This is a genomic window from Citrobacter sp. RHB35-C17 (assembly GCF_013816795.1).
Classification (GTDB): Bacteria; Pseudomonadota; Gammaproteobacteria; order Enterobacterales; family Enterobacteriaceae; genus Citrobacter_A; species Citrobacter_A amalonaticus.
The window spans coordinates 2,767,056-2,790,230 of the sequence record NZ_CP057150.1 but is presented as its reverse complement, the minus strand read 5'-3'; the positions used below and the strand labels follow the sequence as shown (position 1 = coordinate 2,790,230).

Genomic DNA, 23,175 nt, shown 5'->3' with positions numbered 1-23,175 from the left:
GGCTTTTTGCTTTCTGCCTCTGGTTCTTCTTAACGGAATGGTGGCTCGTTGAAGGTGCGCAGTTTGCGGGAGTGCAGACGGTCGCCTTCAGCACGCAGCAGGTCAATGGCGCGAATACCAATCTGCAGGTGTTCGGAAATGGCCCCCTCGTAGAAACGGTTTGCCTGACCGGGCAGTTTGATCTCACCGTGCAGCGGTTTATCCGAAACGCACAACAAGGTGCCATAGGGCACTCGGAATCGGTAACCCTGTGCGGCGATGGTGGCGCTTTCCATATCAATTGCCACGGCGCGACTCAGGTTAAAACGTAGCGCAGAGGCGGAGTAACGCAATTCCCAGTTGCGATCGGAGGTGGTCACCACCGTTCCGGTACGCAGACGCTGTTTGACTTCTTCACCGGGCATGCCGCTGACCATCTTCGTTGCGTCATACAGGGCGCGCTGTACCTCTGCAATGCTAGGAATCGGGATATCCGGCGGCAGTACCGCATCCAGCACCTGATCATCTCGCAGATAGGCATGGGCAAGCACATAATCGCCAATCGCCTGGCTTTCACGCAGGCCGCCGCAGTGACCAATCATCAACCAGACATCAGGGCGCAGAACCGCCAGATGGTCGCAAATTGTTTTGGCGTTAGACGGGCCTACGCCAATATTTACCAGCGTGATCCCCTGACCGTCGGCAGTGATCAGATGCCAGGCGGGCATCTGGTGTTTCTTCCAGGCCAGATCGGAAATGGCTTCTTCGGGCGCTTCCGTTTCAGCGGTGATCCAGATGCCTCCGGCGCAGGAAAGCGCAATATATGGGCTGTCCGGATCGAGAATTTGACTGCATCCCCAGCGCACAAACTCATCCACATAGCGGGTGTAGTTGGTGAACAACACGAACGGCTGAAAATGTTCCACCGGCGTGCCGGTATAGTGACGTAACCGGGCGAGTGAGAAATCGACCCGTCGTGCGTCAAAGTGCGACAGGGGAGAATACTCGACGGGATGATAGATGCCATCTGCGGTTTCATCACCAATTTGCGCCAGTTCGGTGGTTGGGAAATGGCGGGTTAGCCCAGCGCTCATTGAGCGGTCAAGTGTGAGCTCAGAACCGTCAATCACGTACGGATAGGGGATCTCATGCTGTGATGGCTCGACGGTGATCTGCGCGTCGTAGTCCTGATACAACAGCGTGAGCTGTTCTTCCAGATAGGGGCGGAACAGTCCCGGACGAGTGATGGTCGTGGTATAGCAACCTGCATGAGTAAAACGCCCATAAGCACGGGTTTTCGGGGGATTGGTGGCATTGCCATCCCAGGTAACAGAAAGCGATGGATAAACAAAAAGACCTTTACTCCGGGCGGTGAGATCGGGAAGTTCCCCCGTTTCAATGTACTTGCCAATGGCACTGCGTAGCGCCTGAACCGACTGCTCGTAGAGTGCATCAAGTTTTTCCAGCGCTTGTGCAGGCGTCAGGCTGGAGCCCTTACTCTTCATCTGTGTCTCCTTGTTCTACAGGTGTACTGCTCACCCGATAGTATGTCACCGGAATGTGAAACAAAAGTCAGAGTTTTAGAGAAGAGGCGAGAGCCGAATGGCCCTCGCAGAGAACTCAGGCGTGTTGCTTATCTTTCATCAGCAATGCGGTGGCGGCCGAAATCAGGCAGCCTGCCAGCAGGTATATAGCCACGCTGTGCCAGTCGCCACCGGAGAAGGTAACCAGCGCCGCGGCGATGAAGGGGGTGAATCCGCCGCCCACCACGCTGGCAACCTGATAACCCACGCCAGCCCCACTGTAGCGATATCCTGCACCGAACATGCCGGTGAACATCGGTTGCTGCACACAGACCACCATGTCATGAGCAATGTTAGCAAGCATGATCGAGAAGAACACAATCCAGAAAATCGACTGTGATTCGAGAGCCATAAAGAACGGAAATGCGCTTAGCGTGCCAATCAACGCACCGGTAATATAGACGCGCCGACGGCCAAAGCGGTCTGCCAGCCAGGCAAAGCAGGGGATGGTCAGGCAGCTTAACCCACCGACCAACAGGCCGATATTCAGAAAGAGCTCACGCGGCAGGCCGAGGTTTTGCGTCGAGTAATTCAGGGCGAATGCGGTAACGATGTACATAGTCAACAGTTCGCACAGACGGAGCGCAATAATCTTTAAAAAGGCACCCGGATGGCGTACGAGCGCTTCCATCACCGGCAGGCGCTTTTTCTCTTCAGGTGCCTGCTGTTTCTGCTGTTCAAATTCTGCTGACTCTTCCATCCCGTTTCGCACCCATAACGCACCAAGCACCAGGACGATGCTGAACAGGAACGGAATACGCCAGCCCCAGCTCAGGAACTGCTCGTCGGTCGTCAGATAACTGATCAATGACACAAGACCTGTGGAAAGCAGCAGACCGACGCCGTAGCCCACTTGTACACCACTGCTATAGAACGCTTTTTTGTTTTCTGGCGCGCTTTCTACGGAGAGTAATGCGGCACCGCCCCATTCACCGCCGACCGCAAATCCCTGAATCGCGCGCAGCAGTACTAACAGTACCGGCGCCCACCAACCAATAGCGGCGAATGAAGGAAGAATGCCAATCAATGCTGTGGCAATACCCATCATCCAGACGGTGAGCATCAGCATCCGCTTACGGCCTAAGCGATCGCCGAAGTGGCCGAAGATCACGCCGCCCAGCGGACGGAACAGGAAACCGACACCAAAGGTGGCAAATGCGGCAAGCGTACCCATTGCCGGGCTGACCTGCGGGAAAAACTCACGGTTAAAGACCAGTGCGGCGGTAATGCCATAAAGCAGAAAATCGTACCAGTCGACGACGGCACCGGCAAAGCTGCCCAGCGCGGCACGTCTGGCGCGATTAAGCGATGGGGTTTCCTCTACGGAGGGGGTGGAGATGAGGGTGGAATCCATAGTAATCCTGTCTGTACTGATTTTATTATTAGTATGGGAATAAGAGTCACACACATTGCGGCCAACCTATAAGTGGTTGTTATGAGACTACCGCGACAGACAGGAAGAGAAAACGATTTTTAATCCACAAAGGGCAGAACAGGAAAATGAAGCGGATATGGCGTCCGAAAAAGCAAAAAGCCCGCTAAAAAGCGGGCTCTTCAAAATTTGGCTCCTCTGACTGGACTCGAACCAGTGACATACGGATTAACAGTCCGCCGTTCTACCGACTGAACTACAGAGGAATCGTGTGAACGAGGCGCATATTAGCGACGACGATTGGGGTTGTCAAAGGGGGAAATGCGATTATGCGTCTGTTTGCTGACAAAACCAGCAAAGCGGTGAACTTTCGGTCTCCGGTGGGCTTTGCCCCATTCTGGTGCGTGTCTACCCCGGATGGGGCAGATCGGAAACCGCTGACGAGAATCGATATTACCGATAACAATCATAAATGCTTATTTTACGGCGATTTAACACCAATTCCTCCTCTTATCCGAAACTGGCAAGCATCTTGCAATTCTCTCCTGACATCACTGCCAGCATGGGTTCTGGCATTCCGGACAGGAGGCAAAATGAACTTCAGACGATTGAAATATTTCGTGAAAATTGTCGATATTGGTAGCCTGACACAGGCCGCTGAAGTATTGCATATCGCACAGCCCGCGCTGAGTCAGCAGGTTGCCACTCTTGAAGGCGAGCTCAATCAGCAATTGCTCATTCGCACTAAACGAGGGGTGACGCCGACTGAAGCGGGAAAAATCCTCTACACCCATGCGCGGACGATCCTTCGTCAGTGTGAACAGGCGCAGTTAGCTGTCTGTAATGTTGGGCAAACCTTAACGGGACAGGTGTCGATCGGTCTTGCACCGGGCACTGCTGCGTCGTCGGTCACCATGCCGCTGCTACAGGCGGTGCGCGCAGAACTGCCCGAGGTACTGGTGTATCTGCATGAAAACAGTGGGGCCGTACTGAACGATAAATTATTGAGTGGTCACCTGGATATGGCGGTGCTCTACGAGCGTTCTCCGCAGGCAGGCATTACCAGCCAACCTCTGCTCAAAGAAGACCTCTTCCTTGTTGGTACCCGCGATTGCCCGGGGCAGAGCATAGACCTTACCGCTGTTGCACAGATGAATCTTTTTCTCCCTCGTGACTACAGCGCAGTCCGGTTGCGGGTTGATGAAGCCTTCTCACTGCGGCGTTTAACGGCGAAAGTCATCGGCGAGATTGAGTCGATAGCCACGCTGACCGCCGCGATTGCCAGCGGCATGGGCGTGACGGTGCTACCGGAATCCGCCGCGCGTTCTCTGTGTGGTGCGGCAAATGGCTGGATGGCGCGCATTACTTCGCCGTCGATGAGCCTGTCGCTGTCGCTGAATATGTCAGCAAGAGGGAGTTTGTCACCGCAGGCACAGGCGGTGAAAGAGATCCTGATGTCGCTGGTGAGCAGTCCAGCACTGGATAACCGCGAGTTGCAGTTGGTCAGTTAAACGTTATTCCATGACGGAATAAGATGCAGGTTTTTATTATTTGTTATGCCGGACATCTGACTTTAACAATAGCGGCATGTCTGATGTATCCGGAGCAACAAGTGAATTTCCAGCAGCTAAAAATTATCCGTGAGGCAGCCCGTCAGGATTACAACCTGACGGAGGTCGCCAATATGCTCTTTACCTCTCAGTCAGGGGTGAGTCGGCATATTCGCGAATTAGAAGATGAGCTTGGGATCGAGATATTTATCCGTAGGGGCAAGCGTCTGCTTGGCATGACCGAGCCAGGTAAGGCGTTATTGGTTATCGCCGAGCGCATTTTAAATGAAGCCAGTAACGTACGCCGACTGGCGGATTTGTTCACTAATGACACCTCGGGCGTGTTAACTATCGCAACGACTCATACGCAAGCGCGATACAGTCTGCCGGGGGTGATCAAAGCCTTCCGCGAATTATTCCCGGAAGTTCGTCTGGAATTAATTCAGGGAACGCCGCAGGAAATAGAGACGTTATTACAAAATGGCGGGGCGGATATTGGTATTGCCAGCGAACGGCTGAGCAACGATCCTCTTTTGGTTGCTTTCCCCTGGTTCCGCTGGTATCACAGCCTGTTAGTGCCGAATAATCATCCGTTGACCCTGGTTTCGCCGCTCACGCTGGAGTCGATCGCCCACTGGCCGCTGATCACTTATCGGCAAGGGATCACCGGGCGTTCCCGCATTGATGAAGCTTTTGCCCGTAAAGGTCTGCTGCCGGATATTGTTCTCAGCGCGCAGGATTCCGATGTGATTAAAACCTATGTCGCGTTAGGACTGGGGATTGGTCTGGTGGCGGAACAGTCCAGCGGTGAACAGGAAGAGGGGGCGCTGACGCGACTGGATACCCGGCATCTATTTGACGCCAATACTGTCTGGCTAGGACTGAAGCGCGGGCAACTCCAGCGCAACTACGTCTGGCGATTTATCGAACTGTGTAATGCGGGATTGTCCGTGGAGGATATCAAGCGGCAGGTGATGGAGCCTGATGACGTGGCGATTGATTATCAGATATAAAGCAAAAAGCCCGCTAAAAAGCGGGCTTTTTAAATTTGGCTCCTCTGACTGGACTCGAACCAGTGACATACGGATTAACAGTCCGCCGTTCTACCGACTGAACTACAGAGGAATCGTGTGAACGAGGCGCATAATACTGACCTCGCTACGGCGTGTCAACAGTAAAATTAGCACGCTTTTTCAAGTGGTTAATTAATCCCCAAAATGGAGGATCAGTGAACCTGCGCAGGGTCAAATGGGTCATCGTCTTCGTTATCACGAAGGCGTTGCAGAGGGTCCTGCTGATAGAACTGGCAGAAACGTTGCCACAGCGCGGGGAACCGTGGCGCAAAGAGTTCCGGGGCGCTGAAGAAATATTCTGACAGGACCGCAAAACATTCCGCCGGATCGCTCGCCGCATAGGCATCAATGCTCGATGCCGTTTCACCCACCAGATCAATTTCATCCTGAATATTGTTCATTGCGGCGTGCAGGTCGTGCTCCCAACTGGCGACTTCCCGCAGAGGAATCAGCGGGATGCCGCTGGCGCGATCGCCATTACGCATGTCCAGCTTATGGGCAACTTCATGAATAATCAGGTTAAACCCGGAGGCGTCGAAGGAGTCCTGAATATCCAGCCAGTTCAGGATGATTGGTCCTTGCTGCCAGCTTTGTCCGGACTGAACAACGCGCTGGTTGTGGACCAGACCAATATCATCTTCCCATTCGTCATCGACGACAAAGGGCGCAGGGTAGATCAGCACTTCATGGAAGCCATCCAGCCATTCGATACCCAGTTCCAGAACCGGCAGACAGAAAAGCAGGGCGATGCGCGCGCTTTTCAGCGAGTCGAGTTCGAAACCCTGAAGGGCGACCAGCCTTTTTTGTTGCAGGAATCGCTCTGCCAGCGCAATGAGTCTGGCTTGTTCTTGCGCGGTCAGGGTCACAAGCAGGGGGATTGCAAGGGCTTCCTCCCACTGAGCAGACTCATTTTGTGCGGTGTCTTGTGCTTTCCAGGGCCACTTAATCATCGATTTGCTCGCAAACTCGTCACTTGAACAAAATTGAAGGGACAGGGTCTGTTAAAATGCCAAATTACCTGGCATGATGGCAACCATCAAAACGGAGAGATGCCGGAGCGGCTGAACGGACCGGTCTCGAAAACCGGAGTAGGGGCAACTCTACCGGGGGTTCAAATCCCCCTCTCTCCGCCACTATTCAAACACTTACCCTTCCTGTTGTCAGTGACACACGTCCCGTTGAGAAAAACGAACAGAGATATAACGCCGAAGTTCCCTTCAGCGCCATTATGTTCGTCACATTTTCAATGACTATCACGAACAGCCAGGAAGCCTGGAATCACAGATTGCCGGTTCCACCATCTACCAGTAGTTCCGTACCTACGGTATAACCCGACTCATCAGATGCCAGATAGAGCGCGGCCTTCGCCAGTTCCGTTGGCGTACCCATGCGTCCCAGAGGCACCAGGCTGGCAATGTCACTTTGCAGCGTGCGCTGCGCTTCTTCACTAAGTCCCAGCTTATTAAGCGCGGGTGTGGCAACTGGGCCTGGACTTAAGCCATTAACGCGTATTCCTCGGGGTAAGAGTTCTGCCGATAGTGTGCGTGCGAGCGATAATAATCCGGCCTTACTGGCGGCATAAACGCTGCTGGTTGGCAGACCAATATGCGCGCTGACCGAGCCGCAAAGGATCACGGAAGAGGGATTACTCAGAAGTGGCAGCAGTGCCTGCAGCAAAAAGAAAGGCCCCTTTAGATTGATTTGCATCAGGCGGTCCCACTTTGCCTCATCCCACTCTTCGATCAGTCCGTGCGTGACGTCACCCGCATTGACGAAAACGGCATCCAGCCCCGGCCAACGCGAAGCGAGGGTTTCTGCCAGCCCTTTTTGTGCCTGAATATCCCCGGCATCGGTGGCAATCACCCATGCGCTGTCACCCAGAATGCGTTGGGCCTGAGCGAGCGTGCCGGGATTGCGTCCTGTGACAGCGACATGCGCGCCTTCGGCAATAAACTCCTGCGCAGTTGCCAGACCAATACCACTGGTCCCGCCTGTAATGAGCGTATATTTACCTGTTAAGCGACCCATTTTACTTCTCCTGAATTGTCTCTGGAGAATGCACTATAGAAACGTTAGTATCTAAAGGAAACCAGGTACCAAATGGATACTAAAGAGGCAAGAGGTGTGCTATGGCGGAATCAGCCGACGGTGTAACGGAGAAAAATGTTCAGCATCAACCCTGTCCGATGACTCGCTTCGTCAGTCTGGTCTCCGGAAAGTGGGCAATACCGATTTTGTACCGTCTGATCGTACTGAATGCCCCGGTGCGTTTCGGCGAGTTATTGCGGGCTGCAGCCCCCATTACGCAAAAAGAGCTGACAAAACAGCTGCGTTTATTTGAGTTACGCGGACTGGTGTCACGTACAGTTTATCCGGAAATTCCACCGCGCGTTGAGTATCAGATAACGCCATTGGGATTGACCATGCATGGTGCACTGGCGCCTCTGGCTGACTGGATGCGGGAAAATGGCGACAAGCTCAATACTGAGTGACATTTCAGGCACAAAAAAGCCCGCCGGAAGCGGGCCTGGAATTATTCTGGCGATTAGAACTGATACACTAAGCCCACAGCAACGATATCATCGGTCGCGATGCCATTGTCTGCATAGAAATGGTCATCGTTATCCAGCAGGTTGATTTTGTAATCAACGTAGGTGGACATGTTTTTGTTGAAGTAGTAAGTCATACCTACATCAACATATTTCACCAGATCTTTGTCGGTGTAGCGTGGGTTACCATCACCATCATGATCCTGACCACCCAGTTCCTTCCCTTTAGATACCAGGTAGGCGATAGAAGGGCGCAGACCGAAATCGAACTGGTACTGTGCAACCGCTTCAAAGTTTTTGGTCTGGTTGGCAATACCGCCATTGGTTTCACCTTTACCGCCGCCGTAATAGGTCATGTTGCGAGTTTCGGCATACATCGTGGCCAGATAGATATTGTTCGCGTCATATTTCGCGCCAATGGTCCAGGCTTCAGCTGTTTCACCACCGGCGTAGTTGTTGGCACGAGAACGATCGCCATATCCGCGAGAAACCTGATCATCCGTGCGGTCAGATGAAGAATAGGCAGCACCCAGGCTTAAACCGAAGTCAAAGTCATAAGAGGTGGACATACCGAAACCGTCGCCGTTTTCCTGGGCCAGTTTACGATTTGTGCTATTGCCCGAGCCTTCCTGGCCAAAACTTGCGCCTTCATTGTTGCCCTGATACTGCAGCGCGAAGTTCAGGCCATCAACCTGACCAAAAAAGCCTTTGTTACGGTAGGTGGCTACGCCGTTAGTACGACCCAGCATATAGACGTCGGTCTGGGTGTAGGAGTCACCACCAAATTCCGGCAGCATATCGGTCCACGCTTCGACGTCATAAACCACGCCGTAGTTACGACCATAGTCGAAGGTACCATTCTGACCGAAACCTAAACCCGCGAAGCCCAGACGCGTTGCGGAATCGCCTTTGTCACCTTCGGTACCGCTTGCGTTAATGTTATATTCCCACTGACCGTAACCAGTCAGTTGATCCATGATCTGGGTTTCACCCTTGAAGCCCAGACGCACATAGGACATGTCGCCATCACTGTCAGTGTTGTCTGAGAAGTAGTGCAGTCCATCCACTTTCCCATAGAGGTCCAGTTTATTGCCGTCTTTATTATAGACTTCAGCAGAATGGGCTGCGCCAGCAATCAATAATGCTGGAACGAGCATTGCCAATACTTTTCTTTTCATTATGTATTCCCTTATGATAATAATCTTCATGAATAAGTGCTGCTTTCCAGAAGAGCACGTCTGGATACTATTCCAGGAGTTCATTTTATTTTAAAAATAACATGTAACAATTGTATTTTAAATATTTCTAAATGTTTCAATGTGGGTATTTATAATTCATATTGTATGATAAATATAAAACAAATTCATGATCTTTATGGTTTAATATCAAGTATTTATGCTTTTTTGTTTTGATATTGATGACTTGGATGTTTTCCAGATGACAATCGTACCCATTTGCCGAATGTGATAATTAAAAAAAACCGGCATAAATGCCGGTTATAAAAAAATGATTAAATGATAAAAAGGCTAATAACACGTTTATAGTGCCATGATTAATATAAAACAAAAACCAGATTGATGGGTTGGCGTTTTATTTGTTTATGATATGAGTAAATAAACAGGAGTCTGGATATTTTTGAAAATAAACGGAAATAACAGAGTGTTTTGTGACATAACTAAAATTGCCCTGGATCAATACATCTGCAAAATCAATGATTCGTGGCTATATTGTGACGCACAGAACAGAAAAATGTGACTATAATCACAAAAAAGAGCAAAAAAAATCTTTCGAGTTACGTCACAAAAATGGAGTTTCCTTTGAGCAGTATGGAAGAAAAAGCAACGCGGAGTCTGGGCGGTAAACTGGCATTGTGGGTGTTTTACGCTTTCTGCGTCTATTTTGTCTGGGCCATGCTTCGTTATGCCTGGGTGATCAGCCACATCCAGTCAATTCCGGTTGCCGGATTTGAAAGTTCGCTTGGCTCAACCAGCGGAAAATGGATGGGGGCTTTGCTGGGGTTTCTGGTACTTGGGCTGGTGGGGCTGATTCTTGGCGGCATCGCCTGGTATACGCGCCCGCGTCGTCAGCCAACGTGAAGCTGCCGGAGAAACTTGCTACTGTAGCCTTTCTTAACGTACGGGAGGCACTGTGGATCTTCAGCACTGGCAATCACAATTTGAAGCATGGCTATGCCATCATCACACCCGGCAGGACGCCGCGCATGATATTTTTCACTTCCGCCGCGTCTGGGCGACATCCCGACAGTTGATGGAGGGACAGACGGTCGATGAGCTGGTCGTGCTGACCGCGTGTTATTTTCATGACATTGTCAGCCTTGCCAAAAATCATCCGGATCGTTATCGCTCGTCGGTCCTGGCGGCGGCAGAAACCCGCCGTATCCTCATCCGTGATTTTCCCGCTTTCCCCGAGTCGCAACTGGCCTCGGTTTGCCATGCGATTGAAGCCCACAGTTTTAGCGCAAATATTGCCCCCCTCACTCTGGAAGCGAAAATTGTTCAGGATGCCGACAGGCTTGAAGCGCTGGGCGCGATTGGGCTGGCGCGTGTTTTTGCAGTTTCCGGCGCGTTAGGCGTGGCGCTTTTTGATGGCGAAGACCCCTTCGCCGAGCGGCGAGCGCTCAACGATAAACAGTTTGCCCTTGATCACTTCCAGACCAAATTACTGGCGTTGCCCGACACCATGCAAACCGAGCGTGGCCGGGAACTGGCCCGGCATAATGCCGGCTTCCTGGTGAACTACATGGCAAAACTGAGCGCGGAGCTAAAAGGGGAGTACGAATCTGTCGATCCGGCGGTGATCCGCACGTTTAGTCCCAGCCACTCGTGAGGCCAATTTTATGTTAACCTGACGCCACTCTTTTTTGGTCGGTTAACGATATGCAGCAAAATCTTTCAGTAACAGGTTCGCTGGTTCCCGCAACAGACAGCAATGCAGACGTTGCGCAGGCGTTATTGGCGAAATTGTTGGAAATTTATGATGTTAAAACGCTGGTGGCTCATCTGAATGGAATCGGCGAGAACCACTGGAGTCCGGCCATTTTAAAGCGCGTGGTGGCGAATGCCTCCGCCTGGCACCGATTAAGCGAACGAGAGTCGGGGTTTTTGCGTACCCTGTTGCCCACGCCGCCAGCGCACCATCCGCACTATGCCTTCCGCTTTATCGATCTCTTTGCCGGTATTGGCGGTATTCGTCGCGGATTTGAGGCGATAGGCGGCCAGTGCGTGTTTACCAGCGAGTGGAACAAACATGCGGTGCGTACCTATAAAGCTAACTATTACTGCGACCCGGCCAGCCACCACTTTAATGAAGACATTCGCGACATCACGCTCAGCCATCGCGAAGGTGTCAGCGACAGTCAGGCGGCGGATCATATTCGTCAGCATGTGCCGCAACATGATGTCCTGCTGGCAGGCTTTCCGTGCCAGCCGTTTTCCCTTGCCGGGGTGTCGAAGAAAAATGCGCTGGGACGCGCCCACGGTTTTGCCTGCGATACTCAGGGAACACTGTTCTTTGACGTTGTGCGAATCATCGATGCCCGCCGTCCACCGATTTTTGTTCTGGAAAACGTGAAAAACCTGAAGAGCCACGATCAGGGCAAAACGTTCCGCATTATTATGCAGACGCTGGACGCTCTGGGTTACGACGTTGCCGATGCAGAGGATAATGGCCCGGACGATCCGAAAATCATCGACGGCAAACATTTTTTGCCACAGCACCGGGAACGCATCGTGCTGGTCGGGTTTCGTCGCGATCTGAACCTGAAGCGCGATTTTACCCTGCGTAACATCAGCACGCGTTACCCGCCGCGGCGGACGACGCTGGCGGAATTACTGGAACCAGTGGTTGAAGCCAAATATGTGTTGACGCCTGTACTGTGGAAATATCTCTACCGCTACGCGAAAAAACATCAGGCGAAAGGTAACGGTTTTGGCTACGGCATGGTCGATCCCGCGAATCCGAATAGCGTGACGCGAACGCTTTCCGCGCGCTATTACAAAGATGGTGCTGAAATTCTGATCGACCGCGGTTGGGATTTCGCCACCGGGGAAGTGAATTTCGACGATCCGCAAAATCAACAGCATCGTCCACGTCGCCTGACGCCGAGAGAGTGCGCACGACTAATGGGCTTCGAGTCGCCGCAGGGATACCAGTTCCGTATCCCTGTTTCTGACACCCAGGCCTATCGCCAGTTTGGAAACTCGGTGGTCGTGCCCGCGTTCGCCGCCGTGGCGAAATTGCTGGAAGAGAACATTAATGCGGCGGTCGCGTTACGGCAGCAAGAGAGCGCTCATGGCGGACGTTCACGATAAGGCAACGCGCAGTAAAAACATGCGGGCCATTGCAACCCGCGATACGGCTATCGAAAAACGACTGGCGGGGCTGCTGACGGAGCAGGGGCTCGACTATCGCGTTCAGGATGCTTCACTACCCGGTCGTCCTGATTTTGTGGTGGATGAGTATCGCTGTGTCATTTTTACCCACGGCTGTTTCTGGCACCACCATCACTGTTATCTGTTCAAAGTGCCCGCGACGCGCACCGATTTCTGGCTGGATAAGATTGGTAAAAACGTGGCGCGCGATCGCCGCGATATCCAGCATTTACAGGAACTGGGCTGGCGGGTGCTGATCGTCTGGGAATGTGCGCTACGCGGACGGGAAAAGCTTAGCGACGCTGCGCTGTCAGAACGTCTTGAAGAGTGGATCTGCGGCGGCGGCGCGCCCGCGCAGATCGACACTCAGGGGATGCATTTACTGTAACGTTTTTTTGTTTTCCACCGCGTCAGGCATCGGTTTGGCCGGGAAAAGGTATTTCCCCAACGTGACCAGAACGACCGCAAAGACAATGACCCCCAGCGCCAGCCATTCAATCGGCGCCAGACGTTCACCTCCCAGTCCCGTCCCCAGTAACACCGCAACGACCGGATTCACATAGGCATAACTGGTTGCCAGCGCGGGGCTGACGTTACGGATCAAATACATATAGGCATTGATGGCAATGATGGAACCAAACAACGCCAGGTAGCCGACCGCCAGCAAGCCTGACAGCGACGGCAGCGCGGTCAGTTTTTCACCGCTGAGCAGTGAGGCACACATCAGTACGATCCCGGCGGCGAGCATCTCTATTGCGCCGGCCATCATCCCCACCGGTAGCGTAATACGCGAACCGTAGACGGAGCCAAACGCCCAACTGATCGAACCGATCAGAATTAATATCGCCCCCCACGGATTGCCGCTCAGATTACCACCGCTGTTGAGCATCACGATCCCCGCCAGCCCAATCGCAATCCCCAGCCATTCGAGCCTGCGGGTTTTAATGCCAAAGAAATGGCTAAAGCACAGAGTGAATAGCGGCACCGTCGCCACCACGACCGCCGCGATCCCGGAAGGGACGTTTTGATGCTCCGCCAGGGTAACCAGACCGTTGCCGACGGCCAGCAGTAAAATACCAATCAGCGCCGCGTTAAGCAGAGGACGAAGCGGCGGCAGTTTATGGCCGCGCAGTAGTAAAAAGGCGGTTAACAGTCCCCCGGCGGCGAGAAAGCGCACGCCAGCCATCATCAGCGGCGGCCAACTTTCCACACCGATACGGATGACGAAATAGGTGGAACCCCAGATGATATACAGCGCGAACAGCGCGCTGAAAAGCGGTAACAACTGCCTGAAACGCATAATCCCTCACGTGAAAAACGCTAACAAGCGACATAGTAAACGCGAAAACTATCAGGCTGGCGAGCGATATAATTCATGCGTCTTGTTAAAAAAATGTTGACGAATAACACCAGTTTCGGCCTCGCGTGTTTTACTCCATACTTAACGCTTCAAGAATAAAAAAATGAGGGAATAATTTTGGCAGGAAGTAGCTTACTGACCTTACTCGATGATATCGCCACGCTGTTGGATGACATCTCGATGATGGGCAAACTGGCCGCGAAGAAAACCGCTGGTGTACTGGGGGATGACCTGTCGCTTAACGCGCAGCAGGTGACGGGGGTAAGAGCAAACCGCGAGTTGCCGGTGGTCTGGAGCGTTGCGAAAGGCTCGCTGGTTAACAAAGTGATCCTGGTGCCGCTGGCGCTGCTCATCAGCGCCTTTATTCCCTGGGCGATTACGCCGTTGTTGATGATTGGCGGTGCCTTCCTCTGTTTTGAGGGCGTGGAGAAAGTCCTGCACACCTTCGAATCGCGAAAACACAAAGAAGATCCGGCTGAGCGACAGCGGCGGCTGGAAGCGCTGGCGGCGCAGGATCCGCTGTCGTTTGAGAAAGATAAAATCAAAGGCGCAGTGCGAACCGACTTTATTCTTTCAGCAGAGATCGTGGCGATTACGCTCGGGATTGTGGCCGAGGCGCCGTTGCTCAACCAGGTGCTGGTTTTGTCAGGCATCGCGCTGGTGGTGACCATTGGCGTTTATGGCCTGGTTGGTCTCATCGTTAAGCTGGATGATATGGGGTACTGGCTGGCAGAAAAAACCAGCGTGCTGGCGCAGACATTAGGGAAAGGGCTGCTGGTTGTCGCGCCGTGGCTGATGAAATCACTGTCGGTGGTGGGTACGCTGGCCATGTTCCTGGTGGGCGGGGGAATTGTGGTACACGGTATTGCGCCGTTGCATCATGCCATTGAACAGTTTGCCCAGCAGCAAAATGCTGTGGTGGCGTTGATTTTACCGACGCTGCTGAATCTGGTATTGGGGTTTATCATCGGTGCCATCGTTGTGCTGCTGGTGAAAGCCGTTGCCAGAATGCGCGGGGTTGCGCACTAAAAGTCTTCCTCAGAATGAGGCAAAACCGGACATCCTCGTCTAAGGTGAAAACGTTCACTGGATACAGGAGGTAACATGGTTTTTTTGGTCAGTGAGGAAGTGACTGTGAAAGAGGGCGGTCCGCGTATGATTGTCACCGGCTATTCCAGCGGTATGGTGGAGTGTCGGTGGTATGATGGGTTTGGCGTCAAGCGAGAGGCATTCCATGAGTATGAACTCGTCGCTGGCGCTACCTGTAGACGGTGTGATGAAGCCTGATGACAAAACGCCCGGCGGATGTCGGGCGTTTTCTTAAAAAATGCGTGACGGCAACAATACGTAACGTACTGCGTTATGCCAGGATTAGGAAAGCAACAGCGAGTAGGGAGTGGGCAGAGTGCCGCACGAAGCAACGATGGAAAACGGGGGCTGGCTGAAAACGTTGGCGCGGCGACTCGGCCCTGGCCACGTCGTGAATCTCTGCTTTCTGATTGTCATGTTTTTTTCGACTCTTCTGACCTGGCGGGAAGTGGTCGTCCTGGAAGACGCCTATATCTCCAGCCAGCGTAATCATCTGGAAAATGTCGCCAACTCGCTCGACAAGCAGTTGCAATTCAATGTGGATAAACTGCTGTTTCTGCGTGACGGGATGCATGAGGCGCTGATCACCCCGCTGGGGTTTTCGGTCTTAAGAGATGCGGTTACCCATTTTGAGCAGTTGCGTCATTCACGCGTCTGGCAGCTTGAGCTGGATAAGCGACGGACGCTGCCGCTGAATGGCGTTTCTGATGCGTTTGTAAGTCAAACTCAGTTGCTCTCGCGTGACGATCAATCGCTGAATAACGAGCTGACCGCCGCGCTGGAAGTCGGCTATTTGTTGCGTTTAGCGATCATCCGTACATCGATGTCGCAACAGGCGATGTATGTCTCGCGCGCGGGCTTTTACGTCTCCACGTTACCGACATCGCTGTCCAGCGATATTACTACCCGATATTACCACTACGTGATCCAACCCTGGTTTACCGAGCAGTCGCAGCGAAAAAACCGCATGCGCGGCGTACGCTGGTTCACCACGCCGTCACCCGATCTCTCTTACGAGCAGCAGCGCGTGACCGTTAGCGTACCGCTGGATTATCACTTTTACTGGCTTGGCGTGCTGGCGATGACCATCCCCGTGTCGGCAGTCGAACGGTTTATGGATGAAGCCATCGATAAGGACGTGGAGGGGGTGTATCAACTCTATGACAGCAAACTGAAGCTGCTGGCCGGTTCCTCGGCGGAATTGAGAAACGCGAACACCTTTGATGAGCGCGAACTGGCGATGCTCGCGCACGATATCGAACAGGATACCGTAGGCGGTTTGCGCATGGGGAGCCGCTACATCAGTTGGCAACGTCTGGATCATTTCGATGGCGTACTGGTGCGGGTACATACCTTAAGCGAAGGGGTACACGGCGATTTCGGCAGCATCAGTATTGCGCTGGCGTTACTGTGGGCGCTGTTCACCGCGATGCTGATCATCTCCTGGGTGGTCATCCGTCAAATGGTCAGCAATATGTTTGTGCTGCAAAGTTCACTCCAGTGGCAGGCCTGGCACGATACGCTGACCCGCTTGTATAACCGCGGCGCGCTCTTTGAAAAAGCTAAGCACTTGACTCAGCGTTGCCGAACGCAAAAACAACCGCTGTCGGTTATTCAGATCGATCTGGACCACTTCAAAAGTATTAATGATCGCTTTGGTCATCAGGCCGGGGATCGGGTGTTAACGCATGCCGCAGGCTTAATCAGCGGGACGTTGCGTACTTATGATGTTGCAGGGCGAGTCGGCGGGGAGGAGTTCTGTGTGGTCCTGCCGGAAACGTCTCTGGCGCAGGCGGAGCAGATAGCTGAGCGCATCCGCCTGCGGCTGAATGAGAAAGAGATTCTGGTGGCGAAAAGTGCCACGTTGTGGATTAGCGCCTCACTCGGGGTGAGCAGTACCCAGGAGACCGGAGACTATGATTTTGAGCAGCTCCAGTCACTGGCGGACCGTAGACTCTACCTGGCAAAACAGGCAGGCCGTAACCGGGTCTGTGTCTCGGATAAAGGCTAAGGCGTGGCGAAAAAATGGGTCATGCCTTCGTCCCAGCCTTCCGGTCCCTCTCGCTGCGTGCGGTAAACCTGCGCGGTGCTGTCGGGGCGTAAAATTACCCCTTCGCGACTTAAGCCTTTCACGATGACGGCGTAATCCATCGCCTCCAGCAGTGGCGCGTCATTCGGGCCATCACCCAGTCCGACCGTGACCGGACGTCGCTTCCACTGGCGCTGATAGAGATCAATCAGCCCGTTTGCAGCCTGATCTTTTCCAGCGCTGGCATCCAGGACATGCCAGAATCGCGCGCCCTGAACAAACTGTAATCCCAGGTCGTTTAGCTGTCGGGTGAAGTCGGCCATTCGATCATCGCTGTCGCGCCAGATCAGCGTGACTGAGGCTTCATGCAGGCGCGTTAAGCTGGCCTGGGCATGTGTCAGGCCAGTCCACTCGGCGATGGTGGATTCATCGACATCATCAAACGTCGTAAATTTAAACGAGGATCGGGTACGAAGTTTGTTAATCACGGCGCTAATTTCAGCATGTGAAGCACCGGCTATCTGTCGCGGGAAGTCAGGATGCGTCTGCCAACGGCTGTCCAGTTCAACCACGGCTCCATTCTCAGCAATCAGCGGCAATCCCTGTAAGCCGAGTAACTTCTGGATGTGCAGCATTTCCGCCGCCGTTTTGCTGCTGCACAGGATCAGCGGAATATTTTTCTCACGCAGTCGGGCGAGCCAGGCGGCGGCAGGCTGCCAGTCATAAGTGTGACTGTCCAGCAGCGTGCCATCCAGATCGGTAAAAATCAGCAATGGAGCGTCGAGTGAAAGCATTTTTATTCCTGTCACGTGGGTTGCCGTATTCTGGATAAATCCTAAAAACAGGGTGTTTGGCCTGAAGGGAAAATGGGATCGATCCCGTCATCAGGCGCGCTGGCAGCCGGTCCGTTCCAACCATTAGAAGGATTAATCATTTGTCTGAAAAATATTTGCTTGTCATGCAAAAAAATTGCAGATAAGGTTTAGCGTACATCAGATTTCCTGGTGTAACGAATTTTCAAGTGCTTCTTGCATAAGCAAGTTTCATCCCGACCCGTCAGGGTCGGGATTTTTTTCGCTGCAGCTCATCGATTAATTTCTGTCACGCTAAAATCATGGATGTCGAGCTCAAACGCCTCGGCCAATTCATGCCATGTATGATACTCACGGCCATCCACACTGACTCTGTCCGGGTCGTTTCCGCTACGATGGATCTCACTCTCGCTGATTTCATTAATCGCCGCCAGCAACGCGTCAACATCGACGCTGACTTCACGTTTTGCGGTATCGCTGTACTCTTTCGCGGTCTTCATTTCAACCTCGTCATTCACCGTGCCACAGACTAAGTATAGACCGTTGAGAAAACCCGCAATCGAACCGCTCAGACGCTGTCAGTCAGCGGTTTTTGTTCTACACTGGCACAAAGCCACAGGAGGATAATGATGAAGGTGAATGATCGGGTCACAGTCAAAACGGACGGCGGTTCTCGTCGTCCTGGCGTGGTACTGGCAGTGGAAGAGTTTAGTGAAGGCACAATGTACCTGGTTTCGCTGGAAGACTACCCGCTCGGCATCTGGTTCTTTAATGAGTCAGGGCATCAGGATGGTATCTTTGTGGAGAAGGCGGAGTAGGATTGCGACAGCCGATGTAAACCCGGCTGGTGGGACATCCACCAGTCGGGACGTCTCATCGCATGTTAACAAAGATACCGTTGGTCACGTTATCGGTTAGTCTGACGACATGATAGATAACCTGTTTGTTATGCGTCTTTATCTTTCGTTTTATATTCCCCTTATGGGATGACACCGTTTTTGCCTTGATATTCATTTGATCCGAAATTTGAATTGTTCCCTGGCCTTCCATCCACATGCGCAGCATGCTGGACTCAGTACGACTTAATGATAACGTCGGTAAATTTATTACACTGGCGGAATCCGTCTCTTTTTTCAGAATATCGCCAAGGAGATCGTCCAGGGATTCTGGCTTTATTGACTTTGAACTGATCAATAAGTTTTTTCTGACTAACAGATATTCATCAAAATGCACATTGGCAATTGCCATAAAAACAATAAATAACGTATTGGGATGCTGATTAATGATTTGCTTTATATGCTGACTGTTGGCTGGGTCATGGATAAAACAGTCTTCATTAATAAACACCACAGAAGGTTGGTGTGTATCACAAGCGATGTCGAGTTCGTCAACGGTCTCGATGTCGTTGATTTCCCTTTTTTTCACCCCTCTGCTTACCAGATACCCGGTCAAACCTAGCCGGGTGTAACTGCATAGATCCATAATAATCGTTGACATGGCTTACCCTCACTCAATGCGTAACGATAATTCCCCTTACCCGAATATCTCACACAACTTAACGGAACCGAATGCTTCGCCTAATGAGACGCGTTTGCGGTTTTCAGGCGGACTTACTATCCCGTAAAGTTACGTATAATTTGCCTGGAATTGTCTTAAAGTAAAGTAAATGTTGCGTTATGTGAGTGAGATAAAAACAAATAAAGCGCGTGAGAGTTATCCTGGTAGATGTTTTTACTGAATGACTTTAGGATAATCCTTAGAATAACAAGATAAACATTATGGACTATTATTAACGGGCAATTCACTAACAATATCAGCTAATAAATTGAAAATTTCGCTAAATAGGTGTTCACAAAACGGCGCAATCAACGGCATTAATGCCGCGATTAACGCGATGCCCACGGTCAGGGTAAGCGGAAAACCAATCACAAATACGGATAATTGCGGTGCCATACGATTTAGTAATCCCAGTGCCAGGTTCAGCGTTAGCAGCATGGTGATGACCGGCAGCGCCAGCATCAACCCGTTGAGGAAGATGAGGCTGCCCGCTCTGGCCAGCGCCAGAAACGCGTTGCTGTTCACCGGATTACCGCCAATGGGCAGGGTGTGGAACGTGTCGACCAACAGCGAAATCAGCCACAGATGACCGTCAAAGGTCAGGAACAGCAGCATCGCCAGCATATCAATGATTCTGGCAAGCACCGGCATATTCAGATGGCTTGCCGGATCGACAAAGGTGGCAAAGGAAAGCCCCATCTGCAGACCGATAATCTCACCCGCTGTACGCACCGCCGCAAAGGCAAACTGCATGGTAAAGCCGAGCGCGATGCCGATCAGAATTTGCTGCATCGCCAGCCATAGCGCATTAAACGAAAAAATCGGCACGTCGTTAGGCGGCAACGAAGGGGCAATGACGAGGGTAATGATGATCCCCAACCCCAGTTTCACCCGTTTGGGGACGGCACGTTCACTGAGGATCGGAGCGGTAGTAATCAGCGCCAGTACGCGCAGCAGCGGCCAGAAATAGAGGCTCAGCCACTGCAGCCATTGATCGCTGGTTACCTGCAACATCCGTCGTCTTACCCGATGATGTATGGCAGGTTGGTGAACAGCGTGCGCACGTAATCCAGCAGCAAATTCAGCATCCACGGACCGGCCACGATAATCGCCGTAAACACCGCCACGATTTTCGGGATAAACGACAGCGTCATTTCGTTAATCTGTGTGGCGGCCTGTAAAATACTGATGATAAGCCCCGTCACCAGTGCGACCAGCAGCAGGGGGGCGGCAAGCGCGAGGGCAACTTTCATGGCCTCGGTGCCAATCATCATGACCGATTCGGGTGTCATTTTTCGCCTCTAACTGTAGAAACTTTGTGCAAGCGAACCCACCAGCAGTTGCCAGCCATCAACCAGCACGAACAACATCAGTTTGAACGGGAGGGCAATGGTTGCCGGGGGAACCATCATCATCCCCAGCGCCATCAGCACGCTGGCGATCACCAGGTCGATAATCAGGAAAGGAATGAAAATCGTAAAGCCGATCTGGAACGCGGTTTTCAGCTCGCTGGTCACATAGGCGGGAAGCAAAATGCGCATCGGTACCGCTTCTGGCCCCTGAAGCGGACCGCTGTTTGCCAGACGGGCGAACAGGGCCAGATCGGCTTCGCGGGTCTGGCGCAGCATAAATTCACGTAGCGGCTGTGCGCCTTTGTCCAGCGCTTCCTGCATCGAGATTTTCTCTTCGCTGAACGGTTGATAGGCCTCAACATAAATCTTGTCGATGACCGGCGACATGATGAAAAAGGTCAGGAACAGCGCCAGTCCCAGCAGCACCTGGTTTGGCGGTGCGGACGGTGTACCGAGCGCATTACGCAACAGACCGAAGACGATGATGATGCGGGTGAAGCTGGTCATCATCAGCAAAATAGCCGGAATAAAGGTCAGCGAGGTGATGAAGACCAGCGTCTGTACGGGGAGCGACCAGCTTTGTCCACCGCCGGGCAGCGGTTGGCTCACCAGTCCAGGAAGTTGCGCCAGTGCGGCGGGGCTGATTAGCCATAGACCGGTCAGCGTAAGGGATAACAAACGGCGCATCAGGATCTCCCGGAACGCTTAAGCAAACTCTTCATCATGGCCTGAAAATCGGCAGGAGCAGACGGCGTCTCTTCTGGCACGACAGGGGCTGGGGGGAGGGTATGCAGCACATTGATGGTTGACGCCGTGACGCCAAGCACCAGCCGTGCATCCTCAACATCCACAATCACCACCCGCTCGCGCGGACCCAATGAGGTACTGGCGGAGACTTTCAGGCCGCGCGTACTGCCGCCTTTCGGCGCAAAACCCAGGCGCTTGATTACCCAGGCGGCTACCAGGATCAACAGGATGATCCCCAACAGCGCGCCGCTTACCTGCATCAAAGGCGAGCCCGGTACGGCAGAAGGCTGTTGAACGGTGGCCTGGGTTTTCATGATTAACGACTCAGACGACGCATACGCTCGGACGGGGTGATGATGTCGGTAATGCGTACACCGTATTTATCGGCCACGACCACCACTTCACCCTGGGCGATCAGATAGCCGTTGATCAGGATATCCAGCGGTTCACCCGCCAGGCCGTCCAGCGCCACCACGGAACCCTGCGTCAGGCGCAGCAGCTCTTTAATGGTCATCCGCGTGCGGCCCAATTCGACGGTCAGTTTGACCGGAATATCCATGATCAGATCGATATCCTGTAGCGTGCCGCTGACATCGCCACCGCCAAGCTGCTGGAAAACGGCGTCGGCCGCACTTTTGCTGGTCGTGGTTTTTTGCTCGTTCAACGCGTCAGCCCACAGATCGTCCAATGCGCCAGTGTTCTCATCAGACGGATTATTCATGTCACTCATTTGGGCTGTTCCTCATTCAGCGAATTCAAAATCGGGTTAATCAAATGTTCCACGCGTAACGCATACTGGCCGTTAACCGTGCCGTATTGGCTGGTCAGTACAGGTACACCGTCCACATGAGCAATAATGCGGTCTGGTTTTTCTATTGGCAGCACATCGCCGGGTTGCAGTTTTAATATCTGAGAAAGGCGCAGCGGAATATCGGCAAAGTTCGCCACCAGCTCTAGCTCGGAGTGTTGAACCTGACGCACCAGATTGTCGCGCCAGTTCTGATCTTCATTGCGGGAGTTTTCCAGCGGCGGGTTCACCAGCAGTTCGCGCAGCGGTTCAATCATGCTGAACGGCAAACAGATGTTGAACTCACCGGTCAGGTTGCCAATCTCGACATGGAAAGGGGTATTGACCACGATATCGTTCGGTGACGTGGTGATGTTGGTAAACTTCACCTGCATTTCAGAACGCACGTATTCCACTTCCAGCGGATTGATCGCCTTCCAGGCGTCGCTATAACCTTCCAGCGCCAGTTTCAGCATGCGGTTGATGACGCGCTGTTCGGTGTGGGTAAACTCGCGGCCTTCCACTTTCGTCGGGAAGCGGCCATCACCGCCAAACAGGTTGTCGACGGCGATAAACACCAGGCTCGGCGAGAACACTACCAGACCCGTACCGCGCAGCGGCTTCAGGTGGATCAGGTTCAGGTTGGTCGGTACCGGCAGGTTACGAGCAAACTCGTGATACGGCTGAATGCGGATCGCGCCGACGGTGATATCCGGACTACGACGCAACAGGTTAAACAACCCCATCCGGAACTGACGGGCAAAACGTTCGTTGATGATCTCCAGCGCCTGCAGACGCTCGCGCACTACGCGACGCTGGGTATTGGGATCGTACGGGCGAATTTCGCTTTCGCCCGCGATACCCGGAGTCGGCTCGTCTTTCGTGTCGCTGTCGCCATTCAACAGTGCATCGATTTCAGCCTGAGAAAGAATACTGTCGCCCATG

At 52.8% G+C, this 23,175-nt stretch carries 26 protein-coding genes and 3 tRNA genes; 12 read left to right on the top strand and 17 right to left on the bottom strand.

Annotated elements, in window-relative coordinates:
• Positions 1-29: 29 nt before the first annotated feature.
• From HVZ37_RS13285 to HVZ37_RS13275, 3 genes are all read right to left on the bottom strand, one after another.
• Positions 30-1,484 carry an AMP nucleosidase gene (locus HVZ37_RS13285; RefSeq protein ID WP_043000265.1) on the bottom strand — a complete coding sequence of 485 codons (1,455 nt, stop codon included), beginning with the start codon at positions 1,482-1,484 and terminating at the stop codon, positions 30-32.
• 115 nt (positions 1,485-1,599) lie between these two features.
• Entirely contained in the window at positions 1,600-2,916 is a 1,317-nt protein-coding gene (gene shiA, locus HVZ37_RS13280; RefSeq protein ID WP_044257580.1) for a shikimate transporter, read from the bottom strand.
• Between the two features lie 208 nt (positions 2,917-3,124).
• Positions 3,125-3,200 (bottom strand) — tRNA-Asn (locus tag HVZ37_RS13275).
• Between the two features lie 327 nt (positions 3,201-3,527).
• On the opposite strand from HVZ37_RS13275, the gene nac reads away from it, so the two are divergent.
• Positions 3,528-4,445 carry a nitrogen assimilation transcriptional regulator NAC gene (gene nac / locus HVZ37_RS13270; RefSeq protein WP_181627584.1) on the top strand — a complete coding sequence of 306 codons (918 nt, stop codon included), beginning with the start codon at positions 3,528-3,530 and terminating at the stop codon, positions 4,443-4,445.
• 101 nt (positions 4,446-4,546) lie between these two features.
• Positions 4,547-5,497, top strand: a complete 951-nt coding sequence (cbl, locus tag HVZ37_RS13265; RefSeq protein WP_181628484.1) for an HTH-type transcriptional regulator Cbl — start codon at positions 4,547-4,549, stop codon at positions 5,495-5,497.
• 36 nt (positions 5,498-5,533) lie between these two features.
• Here cbl and HVZ37_RS13260 read toward each other — a convergent pair.
• Both HVZ37_RS13260 and mtfA read right to left on the bottom strand, forming a co-directional pair.
• A tRNA-Asn gene (locus HVZ37_RS13260) sits at positions 5,534-5,609 on the bottom strand.
• 100 nt (positions 5,610-5,709) lie between these two features.
• Entirely contained in the window at positions 5,710-6,507 is a 798-nt protein-coding gene (mtfA, locus tag HVZ37_RS13255; RefSeq protein WP_043000268.1) for a DgsA anti-repressor MtfA, read from the bottom strand.
• A 93-nt stretch (positions 6,508-6,600) separates the two neighbouring features.
• Between mtfA and HVZ37_RS13250 the strand changes: the two genes are divergently transcribed.
• Positions 6,601-6,690: transfer RNA gene (locus HVZ37_RS13250), tRNA-Ser, on the top strand.
• A gap of 145 nt (positions 6,691-6,835) precedes the next feature.
• Here the strand turns inward: HVZ37_RS13250 and HVZ37_RS13245 are convergent.
• Positions 6,836-7,585: an SDR family oxidoreductase gene (locus tag HVZ37_RS13245; protein WP_109740346.1), complete on the bottom strand. Its 750-nt coding sequence runs from the start codon at positions 7,583-7,585 to the stop codon at positions 6,836-6,838.
• Between the two features lie 101 nt (positions 7,586-7,686).
• Here HVZ37_RS13245 and HVZ37_RS13240 point away from each other — a divergent pair, with 101 nt between their 5' ends.
• Positions 7,687-8,049, top strand: a complete 363-nt coding sequence (locus HVZ37_RS13240) for a helix-turn-helix domain-containing protein (protein ID WP_043000270.1) — start codon at positions 7,687-7,689, stop codon at positions 8,047-8,049.
• 53 nt (positions 8,050-8,102) lie between these two features.
• Here HVZ37_RS13240 and ompC read toward each other — a convergent pair whose 3' ends face one another.
• The gene (gene ompC / locus HVZ37_RS13235) at positions 8,103-9,284 is read right to left on the bottom strand and encodes a porin OmpC (protein WP_044257584.1); all 1,182 of its coding nucleotides are present in this window, start codon (positions 9,282-9,284) and stop codon (positions 8,103-8,105) included.
• Positions 9,285-9,932: 648 nt separating this feature from the next.
• Here ompC and drpB point away from each other — a divergent pair.
• From drpB to HVZ37_RS13215, 4 genes are read left to right on the top strand one after another with little or no spacing between them, the layout of a single operon-like run.
• On the top strand, positions 9,933-10,202 hold the full coding sequence (gene drpB, locus HVZ37_RS13230; protein ID WP_043000272.1) for a cell division protein DrpB: 270 nt from the start codon (positions 9,933-9,935) through the stop codon (positions 10,200-10,202).
• Positions 10,203-10,254: 52 nt separating this feature from the next.
• Positions 10,255-10,953, top strand: coding sequence for a phosphohydrolase (locus tag HVZ37_RS13225; protein ID WP_054176319.1), 699 nt, complete (start codon positions 10,255-10,257; stop codon positions 10,951-10,953).
• Positions 10,954-11,003: 50 nt separating this feature from the next.
• Positions 11,004-12,437 carry a DNA cytosine methyltransferase gene (locus tag HVZ37_RS13220; protein WP_044266920.1) on the top strand — a complete coding sequence of 478 codons (1,434 nt, stop codon included), beginning with the start codon at positions 11,004-11,006 and terminating at the stop codon, positions 12,435-12,437.
• Positions 12,418-12,885 (top strand): very short patch repair endonuclease, encoded by a 468-nt coding sequence (locus HVZ37_RS13215; protein WP_044257588.1) that lies wholly within the window; start codon positions 12,418-12,420, stop codon positions 12,883-12,885. Before HVZ37_RS13220 ends, HVZ37_RS13215 begins: the two co-directional genes overlap by 20 nt.
• Here HVZ37_RS13215 and yedA read toward each other — a convergent pair.
• The gene (yedA, locus tag HVZ37_RS13210) at positions 12,877-13,797 is read right to left on the bottom strand and encodes a drug/metabolite exporter YedA (protein WP_044266922.1); all 921 of its coding nucleotides are present in this window, start codon (positions 13,795-13,797) and stop codon (positions 12,877-12,879) included. The two genes, HVZ37_RS13215 and yedA, sit on opposite strands and share 9 nt — an antisense overlap.
• Before the next feature lie 171 nt (positions 13,798-13,968).
• Here yedA and HVZ37_RS13205 point away from each other — a divergent pair, with 171 nt between their 5' ends.
• The 3 genes from HVZ37_RS13205 to dgcQ all read left to right on the top strand — a co-directional run bounded on the left by HVZ37_RS13205 (position 13,969) and on the right by dgcQ (position 16,957).
• The gene (locus tag HVZ37_RS13205) at positions 13,969-14,886 is read left to right on the top strand and encodes a DUF808 domain-containing protein (protein WP_181628483.1); all 918 of its coding nucleotides are present in this window, start codon (positions 13,969-13,971) and stop codon (positions 14,884-14,886) included.
• A gap of 75 nt (positions 14,887-14,961) precedes the next feature.
• Complete coding sequence (locus tag HVZ37_RS13200) at positions 14,962-15,144, top strand: DUF2158 domain-containing protein (RefSeq protein ID WP_043000278.1); 183 nt, start codon at positions 14,962-14,964, stop codon at positions 15,142-15,144.
• 118 nt (positions 15,145-15,262) lie between these two features.
• Complete coding sequence (gene dgcQ / locus HVZ37_RS13195) at positions 15,263-16,957, top strand: cellulose biosynthesis regulator diguanylate cyclase DgcQ (RefSeq protein WP_156594868.1); 1,695 nt, start codon at positions 15,263-15,265, stop codon at positions 16,955-16,957.
• On the opposite strand, the gene HVZ37_RS13190 is transcribed toward dgcQ, so the two are convergent.
• Positions 16,954-17,769: a mannosyl-3-phosphoglycerate phosphatase-related protein gene (locus HVZ37_RS13190; RefSeq protein WP_181627583.1), complete on the bottom strand. Its 816-nt coding sequence runs from the start codon at positions 17,767-17,769 to the stop codon at positions 16,954-16,956. The two genes, dgcQ and HVZ37_RS13190, sit on opposite strands and share 4 nt — an antisense overlap.
• Positions 17,770-18,059: 290 nt before the next feature.
• Positions 18,060-18,287, bottom strand: a complete 228-nt coding sequence (gene yodD, locus HVZ37_RS13185; RefSeq protein ID WP_042318260.1) for a YodD family peroxide/acid resistance protein — start codon at positions 18,285-18,287, stop codon at positions 18,060-18,062.
• 129 nt (positions 18,288-18,416) lie between these two features.
• Here yodD and dsrB point away from each other — a divergent pair, with 129 nt between their 5' ends.
• Positions 18,417-18,605: a protein DsrB gene (gene dsrB / locus HVZ37_RS13180; RefSeq protein ID WP_042318262.1), complete on the top strand. Its 189-nt coding sequence runs from the start codon at positions 18,417-18,419 to the stop codon at positions 18,603-18,605.
• Between the two features lie 55 nt (positions 18,606-18,660).
• Here dsrB and rcsA read toward each other — a convergent pair whose 3' ends face one another.
• From rcsA to fliM, 7 genes are all read right to left on the bottom strand, one after another.
• Entirely contained in the window at positions 18,661-19,284 is a 624-nt protein-coding gene (gene rcsA / locus HVZ37_RS13175; RefSeq protein WP_043000281.1) for a transcriptional regulator RcsA, read from the bottom strand.
• Positions 19,285-19,563: 279 nt separating this feature from the next.
• Positions 19,564-20,358 carry a flagellar biosynthetic protein FliR gene (gene fliR, locus HVZ37_RS13170; protein WP_043000282.1) on the bottom strand — a complete coding sequence of 265 codons (795 nt, stop codon included), beginning with the start codon at positions 20,356-20,358 and terminating at the stop codon, positions 19,564-19,566.
• Between the two features lie 8 nt (positions 20,359-20,366).
• Complete coding sequence (fliQ, locus tag HVZ37_RS13165) at positions 20,367-20,636, bottom strand: flagellar biosynthesis protein FliQ (RefSeq protein WP_044257593.1); 270 nt, start codon at positions 20,634-20,636, stop codon at positions 20,367-20,369.
• Between the two features lie 9 nt (positions 20,637-20,645).
• On the bottom strand, positions 20,646-21,383 hold the full coding sequence (gene fliP, locus HVZ37_RS13160; RefSeq protein ID WP_043000284.1) for a flagellar type III secretion system pore protein FliP: 738 nt from the start codon (positions 21,381-21,383) through the stop codon (positions 20,646-20,648).
• Positions 21,383-21,760 carry a flagellar biosynthetic protein FliO gene (gene fliO, locus HVZ37_RS13155; protein ID WP_080343230.1) on the bottom strand — a complete coding sequence of 126 codons (378 nt, stop codon included), beginning with the start codon at positions 21,758-21,760 and terminating at the stop codon, positions 21,383-21,385. The genes fliP and fliO overlap by 1 nt, the downstream gene beginning before the upstream one ends.
• Positions 21,760-22,173 (bottom strand): flagellar motor switch protein FliN, encoded by a 414-nt coding sequence (fliN, locus tag HVZ37_RS13150; protein WP_042318274.1) that lies wholly within the window; start codon positions 22,171-22,173, stop codon positions 21,760-21,762. Before fliN ends, fliO begins: the two co-directional genes overlap by 1 nt.
• On the bottom strand, positions 22,170-23,174 hold the full coding sequence (gene fliM, locus HVZ37_RS13145; RefSeq protein ID WP_042318275.1) for a flagellar motor switch protein FliM: 1,005 nt from the start codon (positions 23,172-23,174) through the stop codon (positions 22,170-22,172). The genes fliN and fliM overlap by 4 nt, the downstream gene beginning before the upstream one ends.
• Position 23,175: the final 1 nt, after the last annotated feature.

Coding starts and splice junctions, on each gene's coding strand:
- HVZ37_RS13285 (WP_043000265.1), bottom strand. CDS start 1,484: ATGAAGAGTAAGGGCTCCAGCCTGACGCCTGCACAAGCGCTGGAAAAA.
- shiA (WP_044257580.1), bottom strand. CDS start 2,916: ATGGATTCCACCCTCATCTCCACCCCCTCCGTAGAGGAAACCCCATCG.
- nac (WP_181627584.1), top strand. CDS start 3,528: ATGAACTTCAGACGATTGAAATATTTCGTGAAAATTGTCGATATTGGT.
- mtfA (WP_043000268.1), bottom strand. CDS start 6,507: ATGATTAAGTGGCCCTGGAAAGCACAAGACACCGCACAAAATGAGTCT.
- HVZ37_RS13245 (WP_109740346.1), bottom strand. CDS start 7,585: ATGGGTCGCTTAACAGGTAAATATACGCTCATTACAGGCGGGACCAGT.
- HVZ37_RS13240 (WP_043000270.1), top strand. CDS start 7,687: ATGGCGGAATCAGCCGACGGTGTAACGGAGAAAAATGTTCAGCATCAA.
- ompC (WP_044257584.1), bottom strand. CDS start 9,284: ATGAAAAGAAAAGTATTGGCAATGCTCGTTCCAGCATTATTGATTGCT.
- drpB (WP_043000272.1), top strand. CDS start 9,933: ATGGAAGAAAAAGCAACGCGGAGTCTGGGCGGTAAACTGGCATTGTGG.
- HVZ37_RS13220 (WP_044266920.1), top strand. CDS start 11,004: ATGCAGCAAAATCTTTCAGTAACAGGTTCGCTGGTTCCCGCAACAGAC.
- HVZ37_RS13215 (WP_044257588.1), top strand. CDS start 12,418: ATGGCGGACGTTCACGATAAGGCAACGCGCAGTAAAAACATGCGGGCC.
- yedA (WP_044266922.1), bottom strand. CDS start 13,797: ATGCGTTTCAGGCAGTTGTTACCGCTTTTCAGCGCGCTGTTCGCGCTG.
- HVZ37_RS13200 (WP_043000278.1), top strand. CDS start 14,962: ATGGTTTTTTTGGTCAGTGAGGAAGTGACTGTGAAAGAGGGCGGTCCG.
- HVZ37_RS13190 (WP_181627583.1), bottom strand. CDS start 17,769: ATGCTTTCACTCGACGCTCCATTGCTGATTTTTACCGATCTGGATGGC.
- yodD (WP_042318260.1), bottom strand. CDS start 18,287: ATGAAGACCGCGAAAGAGTACAGCGATACCGCAAAACGTGAAGTCAGC.
- dsrB (WP_042318262.1), top strand. CDS start 18,417: ATGAAGGTGAATGATCGGGTCACAGTCAAAACGGACGGCGGTTCTCGT.
- rcsA (WP_043000281.1), bottom strand. CDS start 19,284: ATGTCAACGATTATTATGGATCTATGCAGTTACACCCGGCTAGGTTTG.
- fliR (WP_043000282.1), bottom strand. CDS start 20,358: ATGTTGCAGGTAACCAGCGATCAATGGCTGCAGTGGCTGAGCCTCTAT.
- fliQ (WP_044257593.1), bottom strand. CDS start 20,636: ATGACACCCGAATCGGTCATGATGATTGGCACCGAGGCCATGAAAGTT.
- fliP (WP_043000284.1), bottom strand. CDS start 21,383: ATGCGCCGTTTGTTATCCCTTACGCTGACCGGTCTATGGCTAATCAGC.
- fliN (WP_042318274.1), bottom strand. CDS start 22,173: ATGAGTGACATGAATAATCCGTCTGATGAGAACACTGGCGCATTGGAC.
- fliM (WP_042318275.1), bottom strand. CDS start 23,174: ATGGGCGACAGTATTCTTTCTCAGGCTGAAATCGATGCACTGTTGAAT.